At 34.5% G+C, this 18554-nt stretch carries 19 protein-coding genes; 12 read left to right on the top strand and 7 right to left on the bottom strand.

Annotation, left to right across the window (positions count from 1 at the left end):
* Nucleotides 1–18: 18 nt before the first annotated feature.
* Both KORDIASMS9_RS18580 and KORDIASMS9_RS18585 read left to right on the top strand, forming a co-directional pair.
* Nucleotides 19–1773, top strand: coding sequence for an ABC transporter ATP-binding protein (locus KORDIASMS9_RS18580; RefSeq protein ID WP_114904288.1), 1755 nt, complete (start codon nucleotides 19–21; stop codon nucleotides 1771–1773).
* A gap of 80 nt (nucleotides 1774–1853) precedes the next feature.
* Nucleotides 1854–2240: a PUR family DNA/RNA-binding protein gene (locus KORDIASMS9_RS18585; protein WP_114904289.1), complete on the top strand. Its 387-nt coding sequence runs from the start codon at nucleotides 1854–1856 to the stop codon at nucleotides 2238–2240.
* A 117-nt stretch (nucleotides 2241–2357) separates the two neighbouring features.
* Here the strand turns inward: KORDIASMS9_RS18585 and KORDIASMS9_RS23455 are convergent, their stop codons facing one another.
* Complete coding sequence (locus KORDIASMS9_RS23455) at nucleotides 2358–2531, bottom strand: hypothetical protein (protein ID WP_162820048.1); 174 nt, start codon at nucleotides 2529–2531, stop codon at nucleotides 2358–2360.
* A 346-nt stretch (nucleotides 2532–2877) separates the two neighbouring features.
* Nucleotides 2878–3231, bottom strand: a complete 354-nt coding sequence (locus tag KORDIASMS9_RS18590; protein WP_114904290.1) for a 4Fe-4S dicluster domain-containing protein — start codon at nucleotides 3229–3231, stop codon at nucleotides 2878–2880.
* 134 nt (nucleotides 3232–3365) lie between these two features.
* Here KORDIASMS9_RS18590 and KORDIASMS9_RS18595 point away from each other — a divergent pair, with 134 nt between their 5' ends.
* The 6 genes from KORDIASMS9_RS18595 (at nucleotide 3366) to KORDIASMS9_RS18620 (ending at nucleotide 8838) form a co-directional block, all read left to right on the top strand.
* Entirely contained in the window at nucleotides 3366–4433 is a 1068-nt protein-coding gene (locus KORDIASMS9_RS18595; protein WP_114904291.1) for an acyl-CoA reductase, read from the top strand.
* Nucleotides 4434–4456: 23 nt separating this feature from the next.
* Nucleotides 4457–5197, top strand: coding sequence for a hypothetical protein (locus KORDIASMS9_RS18600; RefSeq protein WP_114904292.1), 741 nt, complete (start codon nucleotides 4457–4459; stop codon nucleotides 5195–5197).
* A gap of 122 nt (nucleotides 5198–5319) precedes the next feature.
* Nucleotides 5320–6384, top strand: a complete 1065-nt coding sequence (serC, locus tag KORDIASMS9_RS18605; protein WP_114904293.1) for a 3-phosphoserine/phosphohydroxythreonine transaminase — start codon at nucleotides 5320–5322, stop codon at nucleotides 6382–6384.
* Nucleotides 6385–6428: 44 nt separating this feature from the next.
* Nucleotides 6429–7382, top strand: coding sequence for a D-2-hydroxyacid dehydrogenase (locus tag KORDIASMS9_RS18610; RefSeq protein ID WP_114904294.1), 954 nt, complete (start codon nucleotides 6429–6431; stop codon nucleotides 7380–7382).
* A gap of 189 nt (nucleotides 7383–7571) precedes the next feature.
* Entirely contained in the window at nucleotides 7572–8249 is a 678-nt protein-coding gene (locus tag KORDIASMS9_RS18615) for a DUF937 domain-containing protein (protein ID WP_114904295.1), read from the top strand.
* Nucleotides 8250–8586: 337 nt separating this feature from the next.
* On the top strand, nucleotides 8587–8838 hold the full coding sequence (locus tag KORDIASMS9_RS18620; RefSeq protein ID WP_114904296.1) for a hypothetical protein: 252 nt from the start codon (nucleotides 8587–8589) through the stop codon (nucleotides 8836–8838).
* 159 nt (nucleotides 8839–8997) lie between these two features.
* On the opposite strand, the gene KORDIASMS9_RS18625 is transcribed toward KORDIASMS9_RS18620, so the two are convergent.
* Nucleotides 8998–9684 carry a M48 family metallopeptidase gene (locus KORDIASMS9_RS18625; protein WP_114904297.1) on the bottom strand — a complete coding sequence of 229 codons (687 nt, stop codon included), beginning with the start codon at nucleotides 9682–9684 and terminating at the stop codon, nucleotides 8998–9000.
* Nucleotides 9685–9720: 36 nt separating this feature from the next.
* Nucleotides 9721–10311, bottom strand: a complete 591-nt coding sequence (locus KORDIASMS9_RS18630) for a sigma-70 family RNA polymerase sigma factor (protein WP_114904298.1) — start codon at nucleotides 10309–10311, stop codon at nucleotides 9721–9723.
* 150 nt (nucleotides 10312–10461) lie between these two features.
* Between KORDIASMS9_RS18630 and KORDIASMS9_RS18635 the strand changes: the two genes are divergently transcribed.
* The 3 genes from KORDIASMS9_RS18635 to KORDIASMS9_RS18645 all read left to right on the top strand — a co-directional run bounded on the left by KORDIASMS9_RS18635 (nucleotide 10462) and on the right by KORDIASMS9_RS18645 (nucleotide 16679).
* Nucleotides 10462–12120, top strand: coding sequence for a T9SS type A sorting domain-containing protein (locus KORDIASMS9_RS18635; RefSeq protein ID WP_114904299.1), 1659 nt, complete (start codon nucleotides 10462–10464; stop codon nucleotides 12118–12120).
* Between the two features lie 123 nt (nucleotides 12121–12243).
* Nucleotides 12244–13767 (top strand): T9SS type A sorting domain-containing protein, encoded by a 1524-nt coding sequence (locus tag KORDIASMS9_RS18640; RefSeq protein ID WP_114904300.1) that lies wholly within the window; start codon nucleotides 12244–12246, stop codon nucleotides 13765–13767.
* Entirely contained in the window at nucleotides 13764–16679 is a 2916-nt protein-coding gene (locus tag KORDIASMS9_RS18645) for a CHAT domain-containing tetratricopeptide repeat protein (RefSeq protein WP_114904301.1), read from the top strand. Before KORDIASMS9_RS18640 ends, KORDIASMS9_RS18645 begins: the two co-directional genes overlap by 4 nt.
* 7 nt (nucleotides 16680–16686) lie before the next feature.
* Here the strand turns inward: KORDIASMS9_RS18645 and KORDIASMS9_RS23460 are convergent, their stop codons facing one another.
* From KORDIASMS9_RS23460 to KORDIASMS9_RS18655, 3 genes are all read right to left on the bottom strand, one after another.
* On the bottom strand, nucleotides 16687–16881 hold the full coding sequence (locus tag KORDIASMS9_RS23460) for a hypothetical protein (protein ID WP_162820049.1): 195 nt from the start codon (nucleotides 16879–16881) through the stop codon (nucleotides 16687–16689).
* Nucleotides 16882–17164: 283 nt separating this feature from the next.
* Nucleotides 17165–17395 (bottom strand): hypothetical protein, encoded by a 231-nt coding sequence (locus KORDIASMS9_RS18650; RefSeq protein ID WP_114904302.1) that lies wholly within the window; start codon nucleotides 17393–17395, stop codon nucleotides 17165–17167.
* 118 nt (nucleotides 17396–17513) lie between these two features.
* The gene (locus tag KORDIASMS9_RS18655; protein WP_114904303.1) at nucleotides 17514–17882 is read right to left on the bottom strand and encodes a hypothetical protein; all 369 of its coding nucleotides are present in this window, start codon (nucleotides 17880–17882) and stop codon (nucleotides 17514–17516) included.
* Between the two features lie 212 nt (nucleotides 17883–18094).
* Here KORDIASMS9_RS18655 and KORDIASMS9_RS18660 point away from each other — a divergent pair, with 212 nt between their 5' ends.
* The gene (locus KORDIASMS9_RS18660; protein ID WP_240321084.1) at nucleotides 18095–18538 is read left to right on the top strand and encodes a DUF6146 family protein; all 444 of its coding nucleotides are present in this window, start codon (nucleotides 18095–18097) and stop codon (nucleotides 18536–18538) included.
* Nucleotides 18539–18554: the final 16 nt, after the last annotated feature.

An 18554-nucleotide genomic window follows, 5' to 3' on the forward strand; every position in this document is an offset into this window, starting at 1 on the left:
AGTTTCGATTTATAACGAATGAAAGAATTACAGCATTTAAACAAATATTTCCTCAAATATAAAGGAAAATTACTTTTAGGAGTTCTGATAACTGTCATTGCGCAAATTTTTGCACTCATTACTCCCAAACTTATTGGAAACTCGCTTACCGCTGTTGATGAGTACATTCATGGAGAAATTACCGATTTGGCCGTTGTAAAAAACGAACTTTGGGTAAATATTCTAATTATTATAGGTGCTGCTGTATTGGCTGGTTTTTTTACATTTTTGATGCGACAAACCATTATTAACATTTCTAGATATGTAGAATACGACCTGAAAAACGAAGTTTACAGGCAATATCAAAACTTATCAACAAATTTTTATAAAAAAAATCGTACGGGTGATTTGATGAATCGAATCAGTGAAGATGTTGGAAAAGTACGTATGTATGCAGGTCCTGCCATTATGTATAGCATTCGAACAATTACGTTGTTTGCCTGTTTGATCCCTTTGATGTTCATTACGGCGCCAAAAGTAGCAATTTATACTTTAGTTCCGCTACCAATTTTATCATTTTTAATTTATAAACTGAGTCGTGCTATTCAAAAACGAAGCACGATTGTTCAGCAATTTCTATCCAAGCTTTCCACATTTACACAAGAATCTTTTTCAGGAGTTTCTGTAATCAAAGCCTACGGAATAGAACCACAAATTAAGGAAACCTTCAACGAAATGGTAATTGAAGGAAAAACAAAGAACATGGACTTGGTAAAGGTAAATGCTTGGTTTTTTCCCATGATGATTTTGCTGATTGGTGCGAGTAATATTTTAGTTATTTATATTGGTGGCTTACAATATATTGAAGGACACATCAAATTTGGAGTGTTGGCAGAATTTATCATGTATGTAAACATGCTTACGTGGCCTGTAGCTACCATTGGTTGGGTAACTTCTATTATTCAGCAAGCGGAAGTATCGCAACAACGTATCAATGAGTTTTTAAAGGTTCAACCTGAAATTCAAAATTTAGTCGCAGAAAAAACGCCCATTACAGGTAATATTGAATTCAAAAATGTATCATTTACGTATGATGATACTAATATTACCGCGTTAAAAAATATTTCGTTCTCGTTGCATTCTGGCGAAACACTTGCCATTGTTGGGAAAACAGGTTCAGGAAAAACCACGGTGTTAGATTTGATTAGTAGAATGTATGATACAGATCAAGGTGTGATTGAAATTGATGAAATCCCGATTAAAAAACTGAACTTAAATAATTTGCGAAACGCAATTAGCATTGTACCACAAGATGCTTTTTTATTTTCGGAAACTATCAAAGACAATATAAAGTTTGGTAAAGAAGATGCTTCTGATGAAGAAGTGATCGCGGCTGCAAAATTTGCATCCGTGCATAAAAACATTGTCGGATTTAAAAAAGGATACGACACCATTTTGGGAGAACGTGGAATTACCTTGAGTGGTGGACAAAAACAGCGTGTTTCCATTGCAAGAGCCATCATCAAAGATCCTAATATATTATTGCTGGACGATTGTTTGTCTGCTGTAGATACCGAAACAGAAGAAGAAATCCTTTCCAACATAGAACGCATTACACAACATAAAACCACAATTATTGTAAGTCACCGAATTTCTTCTGCTAAAAATGCAGATAAAATTATCGTCTTAGACAATGGAAATATCATACAAAATGGTAGCTATGACGATCTTATAGAACAAGATGGATACTTTAAAGAGCTGTATTTAAAACAGCTTTCCGAAAAAGATTTGTAAGATTTTGTTGTTCAGTTAATTTTTTTTTTACATTTTTGAGGGAGATTAACAAACAACTAAAATTTTAGAAAAGAGGGATTATGAGTGATAAAGATTTACTAGAGAAAGAAGAAATTTTCTCCAAAGTACTTAGGGCAGGAAGGAGAACTTATTTCTTTGACGTCAGAGCTACCAAAGCTGGCGACTATTACCTAACCATTACTGAAAGCAAAAAGTTTACGAACGACGATGGATCTTTCCATTACAAAAAACACAAAATCTATTTGTACAAAGAAGATTTCTCAGCATTCTCTGAGATTTTAAGCGAAATGACGCAGTACATTGTGGATGAAAAAGGAGAAGAAGTGATTTCTGAACGTCATCAAAAAGATTTTAAAAGAGAGTACAACACAGAAGATGCCACAGCGTCTGCAGAACCGAATAAAGATGTTGATAACTTTACAGATATCAACTTCGAAGATATTTAAGCAAAAATTACAACCAACCCAAAAACGATAAAAGCCACTGAATGAAACATCATTAGTGGCTTTTTGCTTGTGTAAAATTGGTATTATACCAATTTACATTTAAAATGGTGTTATTTACTACTTTTCCATGTAAAAGCAACGTCCGTCACCTGAACAGGAACCTCCACACGAACGTAAACATTCAAAATACGCTGGATTGTTAAATGGTTGACCGTTTCCGCCAATAATTGATTTTTGTGCTGTTTTAGAAATTGCCACAGCTCCGCTTACTTGTTTTAAGTTTTTTAACATCGTATATTTCTTTTATGGTTAATGTCGCAAAGTTAAGAGTACAATAGGTCTTAAAACAACTACGATTAACCCAAATTGTCTAATTTAAGGAGCTGAAATTACAGGAAATCCCTTTGTGTATACTGTTTTTATCTTTTTGGAACCCATCAACTCGAATAGAAGAAAAATGTAAAAAACGACACTTTTCACCATCAAAAAAGTCACTATATCAAAATGATACGTGACTTTTATATCTTAGCTGTTTGCTTTTAGCTGTTGGCTGTTGGCTGTTAGAAATAAACTTTTCAACTCATAAACTTCTCAACTCATAAACTTCTCAACTCATAAACATTACAACTCCAAAAAACTACTCTTCTGGATGCATAAATGCTTGTTTTCCTAACAATTCTTCTTCTGTTTCTACAATATCTTCATCAGGTACACAGCAATCTACTGGACATACCGCAGCACATTGTGGCTCTTCATGGAAGCCCATACATTCTGTACATTTATCGGGAGATATATAATAAATTTCGTCTGAAATTGGTTCTTGCGCTTCCTCAGCATCCACTTCTTTCCCGCTAGGTAATACAATAGTTCCCGTTAAGGAAGTTCCGTCTGCGTAGCGCCAATCGTCAGCACCTTCATAAATTGCAGTATTCGGACACTCTGGCTCGCAAGCACCACAATTAATACATTCATCAGTTATAATAATAGCCATTATTTCTTCGTATTTCGTTTACAATCTTTTTCGCTTCTACCATGATTGCGGTAAAAGTTTTATAAATTCGCCAAAAATTAGTTGACGCATTAGATTGCAAAAATAACGCCTAAACTATTCATAAACAAATTCAGATGGCTTTAGCAGAAAGAATTAACGCTTTTGTAAAATTGGGAGACTTCATAAATCAATTTTCAATAGTAAATCCGGTACAAAATTTTGAAGTAATTCTCAACGATCCTTTTTTTGATGGAATGAAACATCAATTGAAACTAGCGCAAGAACAAAATGGTTGGTTTACAAAAGAAAATATCTGTTTTGCTATCAAAAATTGGGCACGATCGCTGCAAAAAGAAACGCTAGAACGTTGGACAGCCAACTATACTATTGATAATGTTTCGCCTAAAAAAATAGCGATTGTCATGGCGGGAAACATTCCGTTGGTAGGTTTTCATGACTTTTTATCGGTCTTACTTGCGGGACATGAAGTTTTAGTAAAACAATCGTCCAATGATAAACATCTCCTTCCCTATTTGGCAAAGTACTTAGAATATGTGGAACCGTCATTTAAAGGAAAAATTACCTTTACAGACGAGAAACTAAATGATTTTGACGCCGTCATCGCCACGGGAAGTAACAATACCGCACGCTATTTTGAATATTATTTTAAAGACAAACCAAATATTATTCGTAAAAATAGAAACTCAGTTGCCATCTTAACAGGAAGCGAAACCGCAGCACAATTAGAAGCGTTGAGTGACGATATTTTTACCTATTTTGGGTTGGGTTGTAGAAGTGTTTCCAAACTTTTTGTACCAAAAGGTTACAATTTTCAAGACTTTTTTGGCGGCATGTACAAAAAAAGCGACGTAATGAATAGCGCCAAATACGCCAATAATTACGATTACAACAAGGCAGTTTATCTAATGAGTCTCTTCGATATTTTGGAAAATGGTTTCCTAATGATCAAAGAAGATACACAATATGCCTCACCCATTGCGACGGTTTTTTATGAATATTACGATGATATAGCATCGCTTCAAGCAAAACTAACAACAGACGCCGAACACATACAATGCATTGTGGCAGATATCGGTATGAATAACGAAGTTAAATTCGGTCAAACACAACATCCAGCATTACATGATTATGCCGATGGTGTTGACACGATGGAGTTTCTAACGAATTTAGATCCGCAGTAAAAGCATTAGCAAACCACACATACATGATAAGAATCTTTAAAGAATTCCGTAAAAAACTACTACCAAAAAGTAAGTTCGCAAAATATATATCGTACGCAATTGGTGAAATTGTCTTAGTGGTTATCGGAATTGTAATTGCCTTGCAAATTGACGGCTGGAAAGCGCAACAAGAAACCTATCAGCACGAAAGCAACATCCTTGAAAATTTATACAGAGACTTAACTGCCACAAAAAAAGAGTTGCTAAGAGACATCAAAGCGAATCAGCAATCTAAAGAAAATCTTGAACTTGCGCTGCAACATTTAGACAACAAAACTGCGTATACAACTGCGATGGACACGCTCTTTCCTGCTATTGCCAACTGGGAAAGTCCACTGCCAACATTTACAACGTACGAAATTTTTAAAACGGAAGGTATTCGAATCATTCGAAGTAAAATTATAAAAGATGGTGTGATAAAACTTCACGAATCCACACTTGGATTCATCATCAACGATTACGATAAAGCAGAATGGGCGTTGTTTGAAAGTGTTACCTTGCCATTCATCACCAAAAATCTGAGCTATGCAGACCAAAATGGAACTGTAAGTTTACAACCAAACAATTACACAAAACTTTCACAGCAATCAGAATTTAGAAACATCCTCACGCTTGCCATAGCATTACGCAGCAAAGGATTGGTTTTTTATGATGCATCAGTGCGAGAACTTGATATATTGCTTCAATTGATACAACGAGAAATTGAAGAAAACCATTCACATTAAGGAATATTAGAATTCAAAAATAATTCACTCCATTTGCTAAAATATTCATAAAATTATAACAACTATTCGCTTATAATTTAGGAAATTTGCAAAAAACAACAGCATACAACAAATACCAACCCATGAAAAAACATAACTTTAGTGCAGGCCCTTGTATCTTACCGCAAGAAGTATTTCAAAAAGCTTCAGAAGCGGTATTAAATTTCAATAATGACCATCTTTCTATTTTAGAAATATCACACAGAAGCAAACCTTTTGTCAATGTTATGGAAAGCGCGCGTGCGTTGGCTTTAGAACTGTTAGGTTTGGAAGGAAAAGGCTATACCGCACTCTTTTTACACGGTGGTGCCAGCACACAGTTTTTGATGGCAGCTTATAATTTGCTAAACAAAAAAGCGGCATATTTAAATACAGGAACTTGGAGCGTAAAAGCCATTAAAGAAGCAAAACTATTTGGCGAATTGATCGAAGTTGCTTCTTCAAAAGATTCAAATTTCACATACATTCCTAAAGACTATACCATTCCAACAGATGCAGATTATTTTCACTGTACCAGCAACAATACAATCTTTGGAACGCAAATAAAAAACTTCCCAGAAACCAATGTACCCATTGTTTGTGACATGAGTTCAGATATCTTTTCACGTCAGTTAGATTTCTCTAAGTTTGATTTAATCTATGCAGGCGCACAAAAAAATATGGGGCCAGCCGGAACGACTTTAGTGGTGGTAAAGGAAGAAATTTTAGGCAAAGTAAATAGAGCCATTCCATCCATGTTAGACTATAAAGTACATATTGGAAAAGACAGCATGTTTAATACACCAGCCGTATTTCCGGTGTATGTTTCCATGTTGACACTAGAATGGTTAAAAAACATTGGTGGCATCGCTGCGATTGAAAAAATAAACGAGCAAAAATCTGCCTTATTGTATAACGAAATTGATCGAAATCCATTGTTTAAAGGCATTGTAGCTACAGAAGACCGAAGTCACATGAATGCGACATTTACCTTGACGGAGGAATCTCTGAAAGAAACTTTTGATACCATGTGGAACGATGCGGGCATCAACGGACTTAACGGACACCGAAGTGTTGGCGGATATCGTGCCTCTATGTACAACGCATTGCCATTAGAAAGTGTGCAAGTACTCGTGGATGTAATGCAAGCATTAGAAAAGAACGCGTAATCAGTCTTTAAAACATTCAATTTTCAATCATTCAATTCAAAAAAATGAAAATATTAGCAAACGACGGAATTTCTCAAAGTGGCATTGATGCTTTGACCAACGATGGTTTTGAAGTTATCACCACAAAAGTGGCGCAAGCACAATTGATCAACTATATCAACGAGCATAATATTGCGGGACTTTTGGTGCGAAGTGCTACTAAAGTTCGCAAAGACTTGATTGATGCTTGTGAAAGTTTACAACTCATCGGTCGTGGCGGCGTTGGTATGGACAATATTGATGTAGCGTACGCACGCGACAAAGGAATTCATGTGATCAACACACCCGCAGCTTCTTCAAGTTCGGTGGCGGAATTGGTGTTTGGACATTTATTGAATGGTGTTCGTTTTTTACACGATGCTAACCGTAATATGCCGTTAGAAGGTGACTCTCGCTTTAAGGAATTAAAAAAATCTTATGCAAAAGGAAGCGAATTGCGTGGAAAAACCTTAGGAATTATTGGTTTCGGTCGCATTGGGAAAGCAACGGCAGAAAGAGCCATTGGTTTGGGAATGAACGTCATTGCTTCAGATCCGTTTATAGACAAAGCAACCGTTTCTGTAGAATTTTTTGATGGACAATCCTTAGATTTTGAAATCGTCACAGAAACTATGGAAAGTGTCTTGAAAAATGCTGATTTTATCACGTTACATGTTCCCGCTCAAAAAGAATATATTATTGGTAAGAAAGAAATCGCTTTGATGAAACAAGGCGCAGGAATTGTCAATGCATCGCGTGGCGGTATTATTGATGAAGTCGCACTAATTGACGCGTTAGATGCTGGAAAACTGAGTTTTGCAGGTTTGGATGTATTTGAAAACGAACCCACACCAGCCATCAAAGTATTGATGAATCCGTATGTATCCTTAACGCCACATATTGGTGCTGCAACCTACGAAGCACAAGACCGAATTGGACTTGAATTGGCTACGCAAATCAATACGCTTCTAAAAAAATAAAAGCACTCACATATACTTTAAAAGCACTCTTTTGGGTGCTTTTTTGTTTTTTTTGAACGATCTTAAAGTTCATTCATCTGATATTTGTGCATTTTATACGTTTCAACTAAAAAACACATACACATACTACAAGTCTTACAGAATATTACTATCTTGTTTTCATATTAACAATAAAATATCATTTTTAAAATGTCTGGAATTTTAGATTTATTAAATAGCGATTTGGGAAAACAAATCATTGGTGGCGTGAGTAATGAAGTTGGAGAAGACCAAAACAAAACGGCTTCTGTATTAAGTATGGCAATGCCTCTATTAATGGGCGCCATGAAAAGAAATGCAAGTTCTCCTGAAGGTGCTGAAGGATTAAACAAAGCTTTAGAAAAAAAGCACGATGGTAGTATTTTAGATAATTTAGGAAGTCTTTTTGGTGGCGGAGTCAATCAAGAAGTAAAAGATGATGGTGATGGAATCCTAGGTCATGTATTAGGAAATAGTAGACAAAATGTAGAAACTGCAATCAGTAAGAAATCTGGAGTAGATACTTCTTCTATCGGAAACATTTTAAAAGTAGCAGCACCTTTATTGATGGGAATGCTAGGAAAGCAAAAACGTCAACAAAACGTACAAAGTTCTAGCGGCATTGGAGATTTATTAGGCGGATTACTCGGCGGAGGAAATTCAGCAGCACAAGCACCTCAACAACAAAGCTTTATTGAATCTATTTTAGATGGCGATAATGATGGAAGTGTTTTAGATGATATTGCAGGAATGTTTTTTGGTGGAAACGACAAGAAAGACGACAACAATAACAATAGCGGCGGCAGCGGACTTGGCGGATTGCTAGGCGGATTGTTCGGAGGAAAATAATACTTCACAAAACATACATAATTGAAAAAGCATTGACGAACGTTGATGCTTTTTTTTGTTAGATTGTTTGACGAAATCATTGTTTTATTCAAAATACAACATGTAGCTAAATTGATATAAAATGGCATAAAAGATTTGCAAAGAAAAGTTGATATTCCAGTTCAAGTTAAAAACACAGGCATAGCAAAATTACGACGAGTATTTTAACGCAGAAATTCAGCTTTTATTCATGCAACTTTATATTGATTTAGTTATTATTGTCACGTTTTCATTTTCGGAAAGTTATAGCTACAGAAAGAAGTCAAAGTGGCTTCTATAAAAGCAAAATTTTCATATTATGAAGAAAAGAAATTTAAACAGTTTGCAATTAAACAAAAAATCTATTGCAGGTTTTGCCAATGTGTTACATGGTGGACAGGCATCTTCTGGATTAAATGTATCTTGTCCTAATATTTGTAAGATGACTAAAGAAGATCGTCCTTTGTGCAATGATCTTGATCTTGAATCTCCTATAAAACCGACACCTATAGATAATCCAATGCCAAGTGAAACTGCGGCGGATGCACCTGTAGACGGTCCTGCTGGATAAAGTTTTTTTATTTAACGATAAAGCAAGCTGTCTAAAAAGTTAACAGAAACATCATTCTGTGCTTGATCTAGAATCTCATTACACTGAGTATCAATATTTATCAGAAACCGAATCAAGCGAGGTTTGCTGAAAATTTATACTTTTTAGACAGCTACTTTTTTATAACAATTCAATGAATTGTGCTGCTTTTTTATATTTATACGCTTTCGCGCGAATAATTTCTTGTAGAATTTCTGTTGCTGCCTCTTTTTGATTTGCCTTTAAATAAGCTAATGCTAATGCCCAATTTGCCTCAGGTTGAACGGTTTTTGTTTGTACTGCAATTTTCAGATTTTTAATCACAACGGCTAATTCTACCGGTTCTTTTTGCAAATAACACAATGCCAAATTATATTCCGCAGTTCCTTTATTTTCGCCTAAAGCAACCAACTGTTGCCAAATCCTGATACTTTCATCATACTTCTTATTATTATACGCTTCTAGTGCAGCTACCATTTGTGTCTTTTCAACCTCATTTCCGCGTGTCACGATTGCTTGATTGTCAATCGTAACTAAATTTTCAATGGATTCGTTGAGAACCGTTTCATAACTTGGTTTGGAAAATAAAATGACACTCGCTACAATTCCAGCCACACACACCAAAATGGCAGCAATCGCTACTTTGGAAAATAAAAAGCGATACTTGGTTTTCGCTGGTTGTTTTTCAACTCCATACTGTTCTTTGAGTTGTTGCGACCATTTTGTTTTCTTCTCTCTATCAAACTTTGCTTGAATCAATTCTTCACTAATTGCTTCTAGTTCTTCAGGAGATAATGATTGACCTTCTGTATATTTTTTATGATTCATATACTTTCTACATATTGCATGCCTGCAATGTAATGATTAACGTTTATACTGTTTTAAAAAATAGGAACGTAAAGTTTCTAAACACCGTTGTTTTTGTTTTCGAAGCGCTGCATCTGATTTGCCGAGTTTTTGAGCCAATTCATTCAACGCTATTTTTTTATAATAATAATTTTCTAACAATTTGCTACATTGATCGCCCAAAAGTTTCCAAGCTGCGTCTAAAAAATCAAGAGTGGTATCGTCTATTTCATCTACCGTTTCAACAATGGTTTCATTCGTTGATATTTTAACTGATTTGCTTCTTTTTTTCAAAACTGTGGTCAAAAATTGTCCTGCCATTTGCGTGAACAAAAAGCGCATGTTGTTATAGGTGATTTTCCCTTCTAACAAACGCTTTCTAAACTTTAATAATGCATCCATGGTGGCGTCATACGCCATGGAATGATTTACACTATAACGCTGCATTAAGTATGCAATGGTTTCTTCAAACTGTGCTAAAAATATTTTTTCGAACAAATCATCATTGCCTGCTTTCATACGTAGAAGCATGTTATTAAAAGATGCTTCTGTCAATCCAAAATTTTGCAGCGTATTGTCAATATTATTTTTGGCGGATTTTTGTTTCATAATTCTTCTATAAAATTACAGAAAAAAATTATGCCCTACTTATATAAATAGAATTTTAAAACAACGTGACGCAAAAAAATAGTGTCACGTTTTCTTTTTGAAATGGTTATACATGAAATAATATTTATTAACTAATTAATTTTTTAAACCATGAAACTATTCAAAAAATTACTTTTATTCGTTGCTCTTTTAGCTGCAACTAGTGTGCTATACGCACAAGAAATTTGCTGTGATCCCGACAACAATTTACTCACCAACGGAAATTTTAACGCTGCTACTTGTGGTGGCAATGGTGCTTTTAACAATTGTGTCCCTGGTTGGACAAGTGAAGCTGGATCGCCAAGTATCCATAGTTTTTCTTCCAATCCTAACGCTTGGATGTGGTCGTATGCAGGCGGTGGCGAAGCTATTTCTGGCGGTATGAACTTTCAAAGCGGTGTTACCTACAATATTTGTTTTAGACTCCGAACAGACGATAAAAATTCAGGCGATCCGAATGTTGCCAACAATGCGACTGTAAATTTAGTAGCTACCAACAATCCTGGTGCTATTACAGCGAATCCAAACGGTCACGTTATTTTTCAACAAACGATGGGGCAATATTTAAATACGTGGACAAATATTAGTATACAGTTTACTCCAAATGCAAATTATAGTCGATTGTGGATTTTTCCTTTTATGCAACAAAACAGTAATGGTGTGAGTCAAGCAGAAATGGACATTGACGATATTGTAATTTCTGTAGCTACTCCAACTCCTAATTTTACCATGCAAGATGAATATTGCGATGACGAACCTATTTTACCTATTGCGGTTCCTAGCGGTTTGTATTCTTATCGTTGGCTGATTCATGAGGTAAATCCAAGTGGAAATATTCTTCGTCATGCAACACTTGGCATTTCAGGAAGTGTATCACTGACTGATTTTAGAAATTTATGGAACGGTTTTCAAGCAGGAAAAACGTATACAGTCACTTTTGAATATTATGACAATTGCGGCAATCGTTTTACTGTGGTAAGACAATTTACAATTACCGAAAGAGAGGTACACACTTCCTGTGTTGACCTAGCTTGTGGTGAAGTATTTGACCCAAATACTATTAGTTTTCCAGGTCTTTGTGAAGGGAATATCAACAGTATTGATGATTTGGTAAATCAAGTCTCTTATGCTCCTACTTCTCCAATTGTTTTTCAAAAAAGTACCGTATTAAAATTAACGTATGACTGCTGTGAATTGTTTTTATGTGTAAACGTTGCTAAAGAAGATGAAGTGCAGATTAAGGAAGTGTGCCCAAGTGATGATGGTACTATTTTGATGGAAGCTTGTGGCGGAACGGATGGCTATTATTCATACATCATTAATGGTTTGGGTGAATCTTCTACAGATGCATCACGAGTAGTTGAATATGTTCCTGGTGGAGAATATTCGGTTACTTATATTTCAGATACAGGTTGCAGATGTACTGTGATTTATAAAATAGTGTGTGATGAATGGGTTCGCACAGAAAAAAAAGATTCAGAACAACGCAACGAGCTAAAAGATACTTCTGAAAAACCTTCTAATTTTGTCATTTACCCGAATCCATCGAATGGAAATTATAGCATTCAGCCAAGTTTTCAAACTTCCGTCAAGGAAAAAACGTATGAAATTTCGATTGCAAACATAGCGGGGAAATCGATTTTTACCAAAAGCACCATTTCATTGGAGCGTGCATATCATCTAGATATTTCAAAATATACTGCTGGAGTTTATTTCCTCACCATTAAAGTGGGAAATACTACAGAAGTCAAAAAGCTCATTAAGAATTAACTACTAACTTCTTTTCGTAAATATCACATGATAGCTTCTTGTATTGTGTGATATTTTTCTTTCAGATTCATATATTTATACTATAAGACTTACATGATTATCAAATTTTAATACATAAAAGCAATGAAAACTTTCAATATATTTCTACTAACGTCACTTGTATGGACGTTCTCTTCTTTTTCGTCATATACACAATACAATCCTACTATTGTTGCAAATCAGGTTGGCAACGGATTGGTTTCTTATCAATTGTCAAATATTGGACAAAACACCTTTGTGTTCACTTTATTTGGTGATGGTACTTTTAGTACGCTGCAAAACCCAACACATGTGTTTGCGCCCAATCAAAATGGATATACTACTGAGTCTTATTTTGCACGTTCGTATGATCCGAATGTACCGCCTAAAAGAACTGCACAAACTGGTCCTATTGGAACGTATACAAATTCAACTACAATATCCAATACGTCTGTAAATATGACAGGTTCTGTAGACGTTTTTACCAGTTGGGCAACGGCTCAAAACTATGAGAACTTTTATATTATTGCTTTTCAAAACATTACATCGCCAATGGCTGTAGATGGCTGTTTAGAATTTTATTACAATCACCAAGAGATTACGGTTAATCCTACAGGAATTAAAATTTACAACAATTGGGTAAACAACCAACAAATTACATCCGCTTTAGGAAATTATACCAGTAAAATTCAATGGACATTTAAAGATTTGCAACTTAATGAAACACGGTATGTATATATTCCTGCTGTAACCCACGCTACACTAGGGCAAGACATTCATATTGATGTACGATATAACGAAAATTGTGATAAAAGACCAATAAGCAGTCCACATACATTTAAGTCACGGAAATATCCACACGATCCAAATTATAAAATTGTCAATAAAGAATGTACAAAAGAGAGAATATCAATACAACAAGAATTGATATATACCATTGGTTTTTTTAACGATGGAGAATATTTTGCAGAAGATGTATTTGTTGTAGATGAACTTGATTCAGCTTTGGACGCAAGTACTGCACAGCTTGTTGACTATGAAGTAAAACCCAATTTTAGCATAACAGATAACGCATTATTTTTTGACTTTTTAAATATTAATTTGCCAGGTACCAATCAAATAGTTCCTAAAATGTATACCTATGATGAAGCTGCCACGTATTTTTCTTTTAAAATTTGCACACAAAAAAATCTTGATGAATGTATCAATAACACCGCCAGTATTGTGTTTGATACACAACCTGTATTTTATACCAACACTTCTCAAATTTGCGCCATATCCGATTGCCCTAATTATACGAGTTGTACTGATAGTTCTAAAAAGGAGAATGCCTCGGAAACAGCATTGTTTGAAGAAAACGAAAGTACACAACTCAAATTTTCAGTCTTTCCCAATCCTACAAACGATGTGCTAAATGTAACTGTCATCTTTACAGGATCAACCGTTAAAGAATTTAGCCTAACATTGCGTGACTTTTCTGGAAAAGAAATCAAAACCAGCTATATAGAAAATCAAAACACTTCTATTTTTAACAAAACAATTCCCCTAAAAAATGTGGTAAATGGATTGTATTTTTTAACTTTAAGTACAAATCAAGGAAATTACACAAAAAAAATAATCAAGAATTGAGTTTTCAATATAAAATAACACGGATTCAAAAAATAATCACCTTTGGCGTGGTTATTTTTTGTTTACAGTATACACAAGCACAAACTGTTCAAAATGATACCATTTTAGGAAAAGAGCTATTAGAAAAAGCAATCACGCTCGCAGACAACGAAAAGTACGCGACTTCCAACAAAATTTTAGCACAAGCAGCAACGCACTTTCAAAAAGTTAACAACTGGAATTTATGGTATGATGCATACTACGAAATTTTTAGCAACGGACTTCGTTCTGAAAAATACAAAACTTGCATTGTGTTGATGGAACAAGGACTTTTACAACTTCCCAAGAATGAACTATTAATCACAGCAAAGATATACTCTTTTTTAGGATTTTGTAATGATCAAATTGGTCATAATATTAAGGCAATACAACAGTATGAGAGAAGCTTGGCTAACTTTAAAAAAGTACAGCCGCCCGACCTATATCGGATCAATCGTGTGCAAGGAAATTTAGCTGAAATTTACACAAAAGAAGGCGATAATGGAAAGGCACTAGCATATGCTAAAATTGCCATTCATAGTGCAATTTTAGCAAAAGACAGCATGGCTATATGGAAGAATACAAAAATACTTGGCAATGTATATGTACAGATTGAAGCATTTGATATGGCGCAAAAAACCTATAAAAAAGCGCAACAACTCAGAGATGATAAGGATGGAACTTTTGAACTGATTGAAGCTAATATTTTATACAAATCAGGCGATTATGAAGCCGCATTACAAGCTACATTAGCAACTATCCGTTTGACAAAAAACTGCGATAAAGACAGCTATTGTCATTACAACCTAGAAGAAGCTACTGAATTGCTTGGTGAAATTTTTATGGAACTTGACCAACCTAAAAAAGCGTTACTTCAATTTGAAAACTACCTTAAATTCATTGAACCTTATGAAAATAAACGTGCTATTGGGCAAACCTACATTCGTATTGGTGATGTATATGCGAAACTAAAACAGCATGATGTCGCTTTACAAACGTATCAGAAAGCCTTAAATACCTTTATTCCTGAATTTAAAGAAACAGATCCTAGTCAAAATCCTTTGGAAGATTCAGTAAACTTAGAAATTTGGTTGATGGAAATCTTTAGAAATAAAGGTGACTGCTATTTTGCAAAATACAAAGAAACTGATCGTGAAGATTGGTTGCTCAAAGCCACTGAAAATTATGAACTCGCTGTGAATATGAGTGAAACGAAGCGATTGAATTTTTCTGAAACAAGTTCTAAATTAACGCTTGGTTCCTACACCAATACTTTTTATGAGCAATACATTAAAGCAAAATTAGCACTGTATAAACGTACCAAAGATGCAACACAGCTACAGGAAGCATTTAAAATTTCACAACGTGCCAACGCTTTTGTATTGCGCGAATTGATGAATGAAAAAGATGCTTTAAAAATCGCTAGTGTTTCAAAAGATTCTATGGACTTATTTCAAGAATATGAAGAAAAGATTGCCAATCTCAGTCGAAAAGTAGAAGATTCCATCAATTTGGTAACATCTCAAAAACAACTTTTCGACACTAAAGAAAATTTTAAACTTTTAAAAAAAAGCATTGCTAAAAACTATCCAAAATTTGACAAACTTCGCAACGATTTACAAGGAATTTCAGCAACCAAAATACAGCAACAACTTCAAGATGATGAGCTGTTTATTAAATATTTTTTAGGAGAATCTACTTTATATACTTTTTCAATAACAAACCATCGTTTTCAGGTAGATGAAACGCTTCTGCCTGATGAGTTTCAAACGATACTTTCGCAATACAAACAAGCCATCAGCGATATGTTATTTATCAACAAAACGCCTGATATTGCTGAACAACAGTATTTACAAACGGCACATGCTTTATATAAAACGCTACTACAAAAACCTTTGCAACTTGCCAGAGATCATACGATTACGGCCATCACTATTGTTCCTGATGGTGCTTTGTGTACCATTCCGTTTCAAGCATTGCTGACTGAAAAAAGTGATTCATGGTCGAAATTAGAGCATACCGTGATCAAAAAATACGCAATTGGGTATCATTATTTTTGCAAAATGCTGTTCCATTCGAATGGAAATGATAAAAAAGAAGAAATGTTTACCGCTTTCGGTTTAGAACTTGATCAGCAAACCGTAGATGATTTACAAGAAGTGGTTGCTACCAATGAAACACAACTGCAAACATTGAATCAAAGTGTGCGTGGAAATTCACTCTCAAAACTCTCCTTTTCTGATGATGAAGCACTGGCACTTGCCGAATTAATGCATGGACAATCTTGGATCAACGAAAAAGCTACCAAAACCAATTTCCTCAAACATGCACGCAATGCCACAAGCATTCATTTAGCAACACATGCATTGATGGACACGAAAAACCCCAATAATTCTGCAATCGTTTTTAACAAATCACACGACAGTGTTCACAATCTTTTACGCTTGGATGAAATTTACAATTACGATTTCAATGCAAAAATGATTACGCTAAGTGCCTGCAACACAGGATTTGGAAAATATCAAAAAGGAGAAGGCTTACAAAGTTTAGCACGCGCATTCAATTTTGCCAAAATTCCGAGTGTTACCGCAACTTTGTGGAGTATTCCTGATGCATCTTCGGCAAGCATTATGAAATTATACTACACGTACTTGCAACAAGGATTTTCTAAAAACGTAGCGCTTCAAAAAGCACAAATTGAATACGTTGAAAACGACGAAATTAGCAGTCCCGCTTCTCGCCTGCCATTTTATTGGTCGGCTTGGACACATATTGGCGATGATGCCCTTATTACTTTCAAACAAAAAAACAATACAACACACTACTTTTTAATTGCACTAGCGTTTATAGCTTTTCTTGGTGGATTTTTATGGTTTAAAAAAACACGTGGATAGAAATATATTATTTTTTCTTATTGTTTTCTCTATGAATCTCAATCCACACTATTAAAGCAAGACAAGCAGAAAGTGTCAAACCTGGATTAAAATTCGTACGAGATCTACTATCGAATATAGTCATAATAGAAAATACTGCGATCAGTACAATGATGATTTCTAATTTATTTAATCGAGATAATTTTTTTAGTTTTTCAAACATAAATACATTTTTTTTAGTGAAGTATTAATCGGCTATATCAATCATTTATTTGAGGGAATATTTCCTAAAGATAGCCATTTTAAGAACATAAAAAAGTTTGCAAGTTAAAATTTACTTATATCAATTTGATTATAACAAGCAACTTTAGAGACGAAGTTGCTTTGACATCATAGAACGCCACGAATGCTTTGCATAGTCGTAGCTACAGAAGGTATTTGCAAGGAAATAAGATGCCAAATGAACGAGTATATATGTTGTATTTTATGGTTAAATTGGTATTATTTCATGTTGGTACTTCGTCAGATATATTTTTCTGGCGTAAAAAATCGTGCTGTAATTTCACCTTAGTAATCTCAATCCAAACAATAGAGATAACACAAGTAGCAAAGGCGATTCCATAGTTTAATGATGGCGTATGACGATTAAGCATTTCCATTATAGTTACAAAAGTAATTAGTGTAAGAATGATTTCCAAGATGTCTAACCGAGATAGTTTTTTTAGTTTTTCAAACATGCGTATAATTTTATAAGTGAATATTAGTTGACTACATAAACTATGTATTTGAGGGAAGATTTTATTAAGAAAGTATTTTTAAAAATAAAAGAATCTGAATTTAAAAGAAATTAATCTATTACATATGCGTACTATTTATAATTTTAATCTCATCAGCTGTATTTTTTTGATTTAAAGAATTGTGCTGTAATTTTACCTTTGTAATCTCAATCCAAACAATAGATCCCATACAAGCCATTGCAATAAAGCCACAAGCAATAATAGCGCCTGTATATTCTACAGAGATATTAGCTTGCTTTACAAACCCGTAACTATTAACACGTGTATCATACGCCCCACTATTTTGTTTTCTTTCATAGCGATATGCTCTTTCTAAGGAAAAACTATAAGTGCTAAAAAGACTAATCAATATATTCACAAAAGCTATCGTTAAAATGATATATAGCCGTTTTTTTAAATAATTCAATTTTGAAAGATCTGCTGTCATAAGATTTTTTTAAGTTGATACATAGCGGCTACATCAACTATAATTTGGGAAAGTGTTGGTAAATATAGTTTTTAGAATAGAAAAATACAACTTTTCTTACGAATTTAATTAAATCACTCAAAAGACACATTCACGCAATCAAACCATTACTTTACTCCTTATAACAAGCGTACTACTGAAAAAATCGTACCTTTATATCAAATGATATTTTTATGAAAAAAGTACTATTCTTATTGATCTGTGCGGGAATGATCGTCTATTCCTGTTCCGTAAAAGAAAAAACAATCACCCAGAAAAAAGACGATATCCAAAAAGTGTCTGATACCATCCGACTGGCTTTAGGAAGCGATGAAGACGTAGAACACGAAATCATTATCTTTGAACCTGGCTTTACAGCTTGGTTGATTGGCTATGCGCGTCCACGAGATTACTACTCGCAACAATTTTTAGAAGGTAGAAATCGTATCTATGTTACCGAGTGGAACATACGCTGCATTGAACCTTCGCGCTACGACGCCAATTTGTATCAACAACAAATCAATTACCGAAATAATGTTGATTACGGATACGAAGTCAATTACCAACTGTATTATTATTTTATATTTTTTCAACAAAAGTATAAGCAAAAATTGGCAGCTTTTCCGGCTCGGTTATAATGCAGAAGTTATGTAT

It is taken from the genome of Kordia sp. SMS9 (assembly GCF_003352465.1).
Lineage (GTDB): Bacteria > Bacteroidota > Bacteroidia > Flavobacteriales > Flavobacteriaceae > Kordia.

Coding starts and splice junctions, on each gene's coding strand:
- KORDIASMS9_RS18635 (WP_114904299.1), top strand. CDS start 10,462: ATGAAACTATTCAAAAAATTACTTTTATTCGTTGCTCTTTTAGCTGCA.
- KORDIASMS9_RS23460 (WP_162820049.1), bottom strand. CDS start 16,881: ATGTTTGAAAAACTAAAAAAATTATCTCGATTAAATAAATTAGAAATC.
- KORDIASMS9_RS18580 (WP_114904288.1), top strand. CDS start 19: ATGAAAGAATTACAGCATTTAAACAAATATTTCCTCAAATATAAAGGA.
- KORDIASMS9_RS18625 (WP_114904297.1), bottom strand. CDS start 9,684: ATGAATCATAAAAAATATACAGAAGGTCAATCATTATCTCCTGAAGAA.
- serC (WP_114904293.1), top strand. CDS start 5,320: ATGAAAAAACATAACTTTAGTGCAGGCCCTTGTATCTTACCGCAAGAA.
- KORDIASMS9_RS18600 (WP_114904292.1), top strand. CDS start 4,457: ATGATAAGAATCTTTAAAGAATTCCGTAAAAAACTACTACCAAAAAGT.
- KORDIASMS9_RS23455 (WP_162820048.1), bottom strand. CDS start 2,531: ATGTTAAAAAACTTAAAACAAGTAAGCGGAGCTGTGGCAATTTCTAAA.
- KORDIASMS9_RS18655 (WP_114904303.1), bottom strand. CDS start 17,882: ATGACAGCAGATCTTTCAAAATTGAATTATTTAAAAAAACGGCTATAT.
- KORDIASMS9_RS18660 (WP_240321084.1), top strand. CDS start 18,095: ATGAAAAAAGTACTATTCTTATTGATCTGTGCGGGAATGATCGTCTAT.
- KORDIASMS9_RS18595 (WP_114904291.1), top strand. CDS start 3,366: ATGGCTTTAGCAGAAAGAATTAACGCTTTTGTAAAATTGGGAGACTTC.
- KORDIASMS9_RS18650 (WP_114904302.1), bottom strand. CDS start 17,395: ATGTTTGAAAAACTAAAAAAACTATCTCGGTTAGACATCTTGGAAATC.
- KORDIASMS9_RS18590 (WP_114904290.1), bottom strand. CDS start 3,231: ATGGCTATTATTATAACTGATGAATGTATTAATTGTGGTGCTTGCGAG.
- KORDIASMS9_RS18640 (WP_114904300.1), top strand. CDS start 12,244: ATGAAAACTTTCAATATATTTCTACTAACGTCACTTGTATGGACGTTC.
- KORDIASMS9_RS18630 (WP_114904298.1), bottom strand. CDS start 10,311: ATGAAACAAAAATCCGCCAAAAATAATATTGACAATACGCTGCAAAAT.
- KORDIASMS9_RS18585 (WP_114904289.1), top strand. CDS start 1,854: ATGAGTGATAAAGATTTACTAGAGAAAGAAGAAATTTTCTCCAAAGTA.
- KORDIASMS9_RS18620 (WP_114904296.1), top strand. CDS start 8,587: ATGAAGAAAAGAAATTTAAACAGTTTGCAATTAAACAAAAAATCTATT.
- KORDIASMS9_RS18615 (WP_114904295.1), top strand. CDS start 7,572: ATGTCTGGAATTTTAGATTTATTAAATAGCGATTTGGGAAAACAAATC.
- KORDIASMS9_RS18610 (WP_114904294.1), top strand. CDS start 6,429: ATGAAAATATTAGCAAACGACGGAATTTCTCAAAGTGGCATTGATGCT.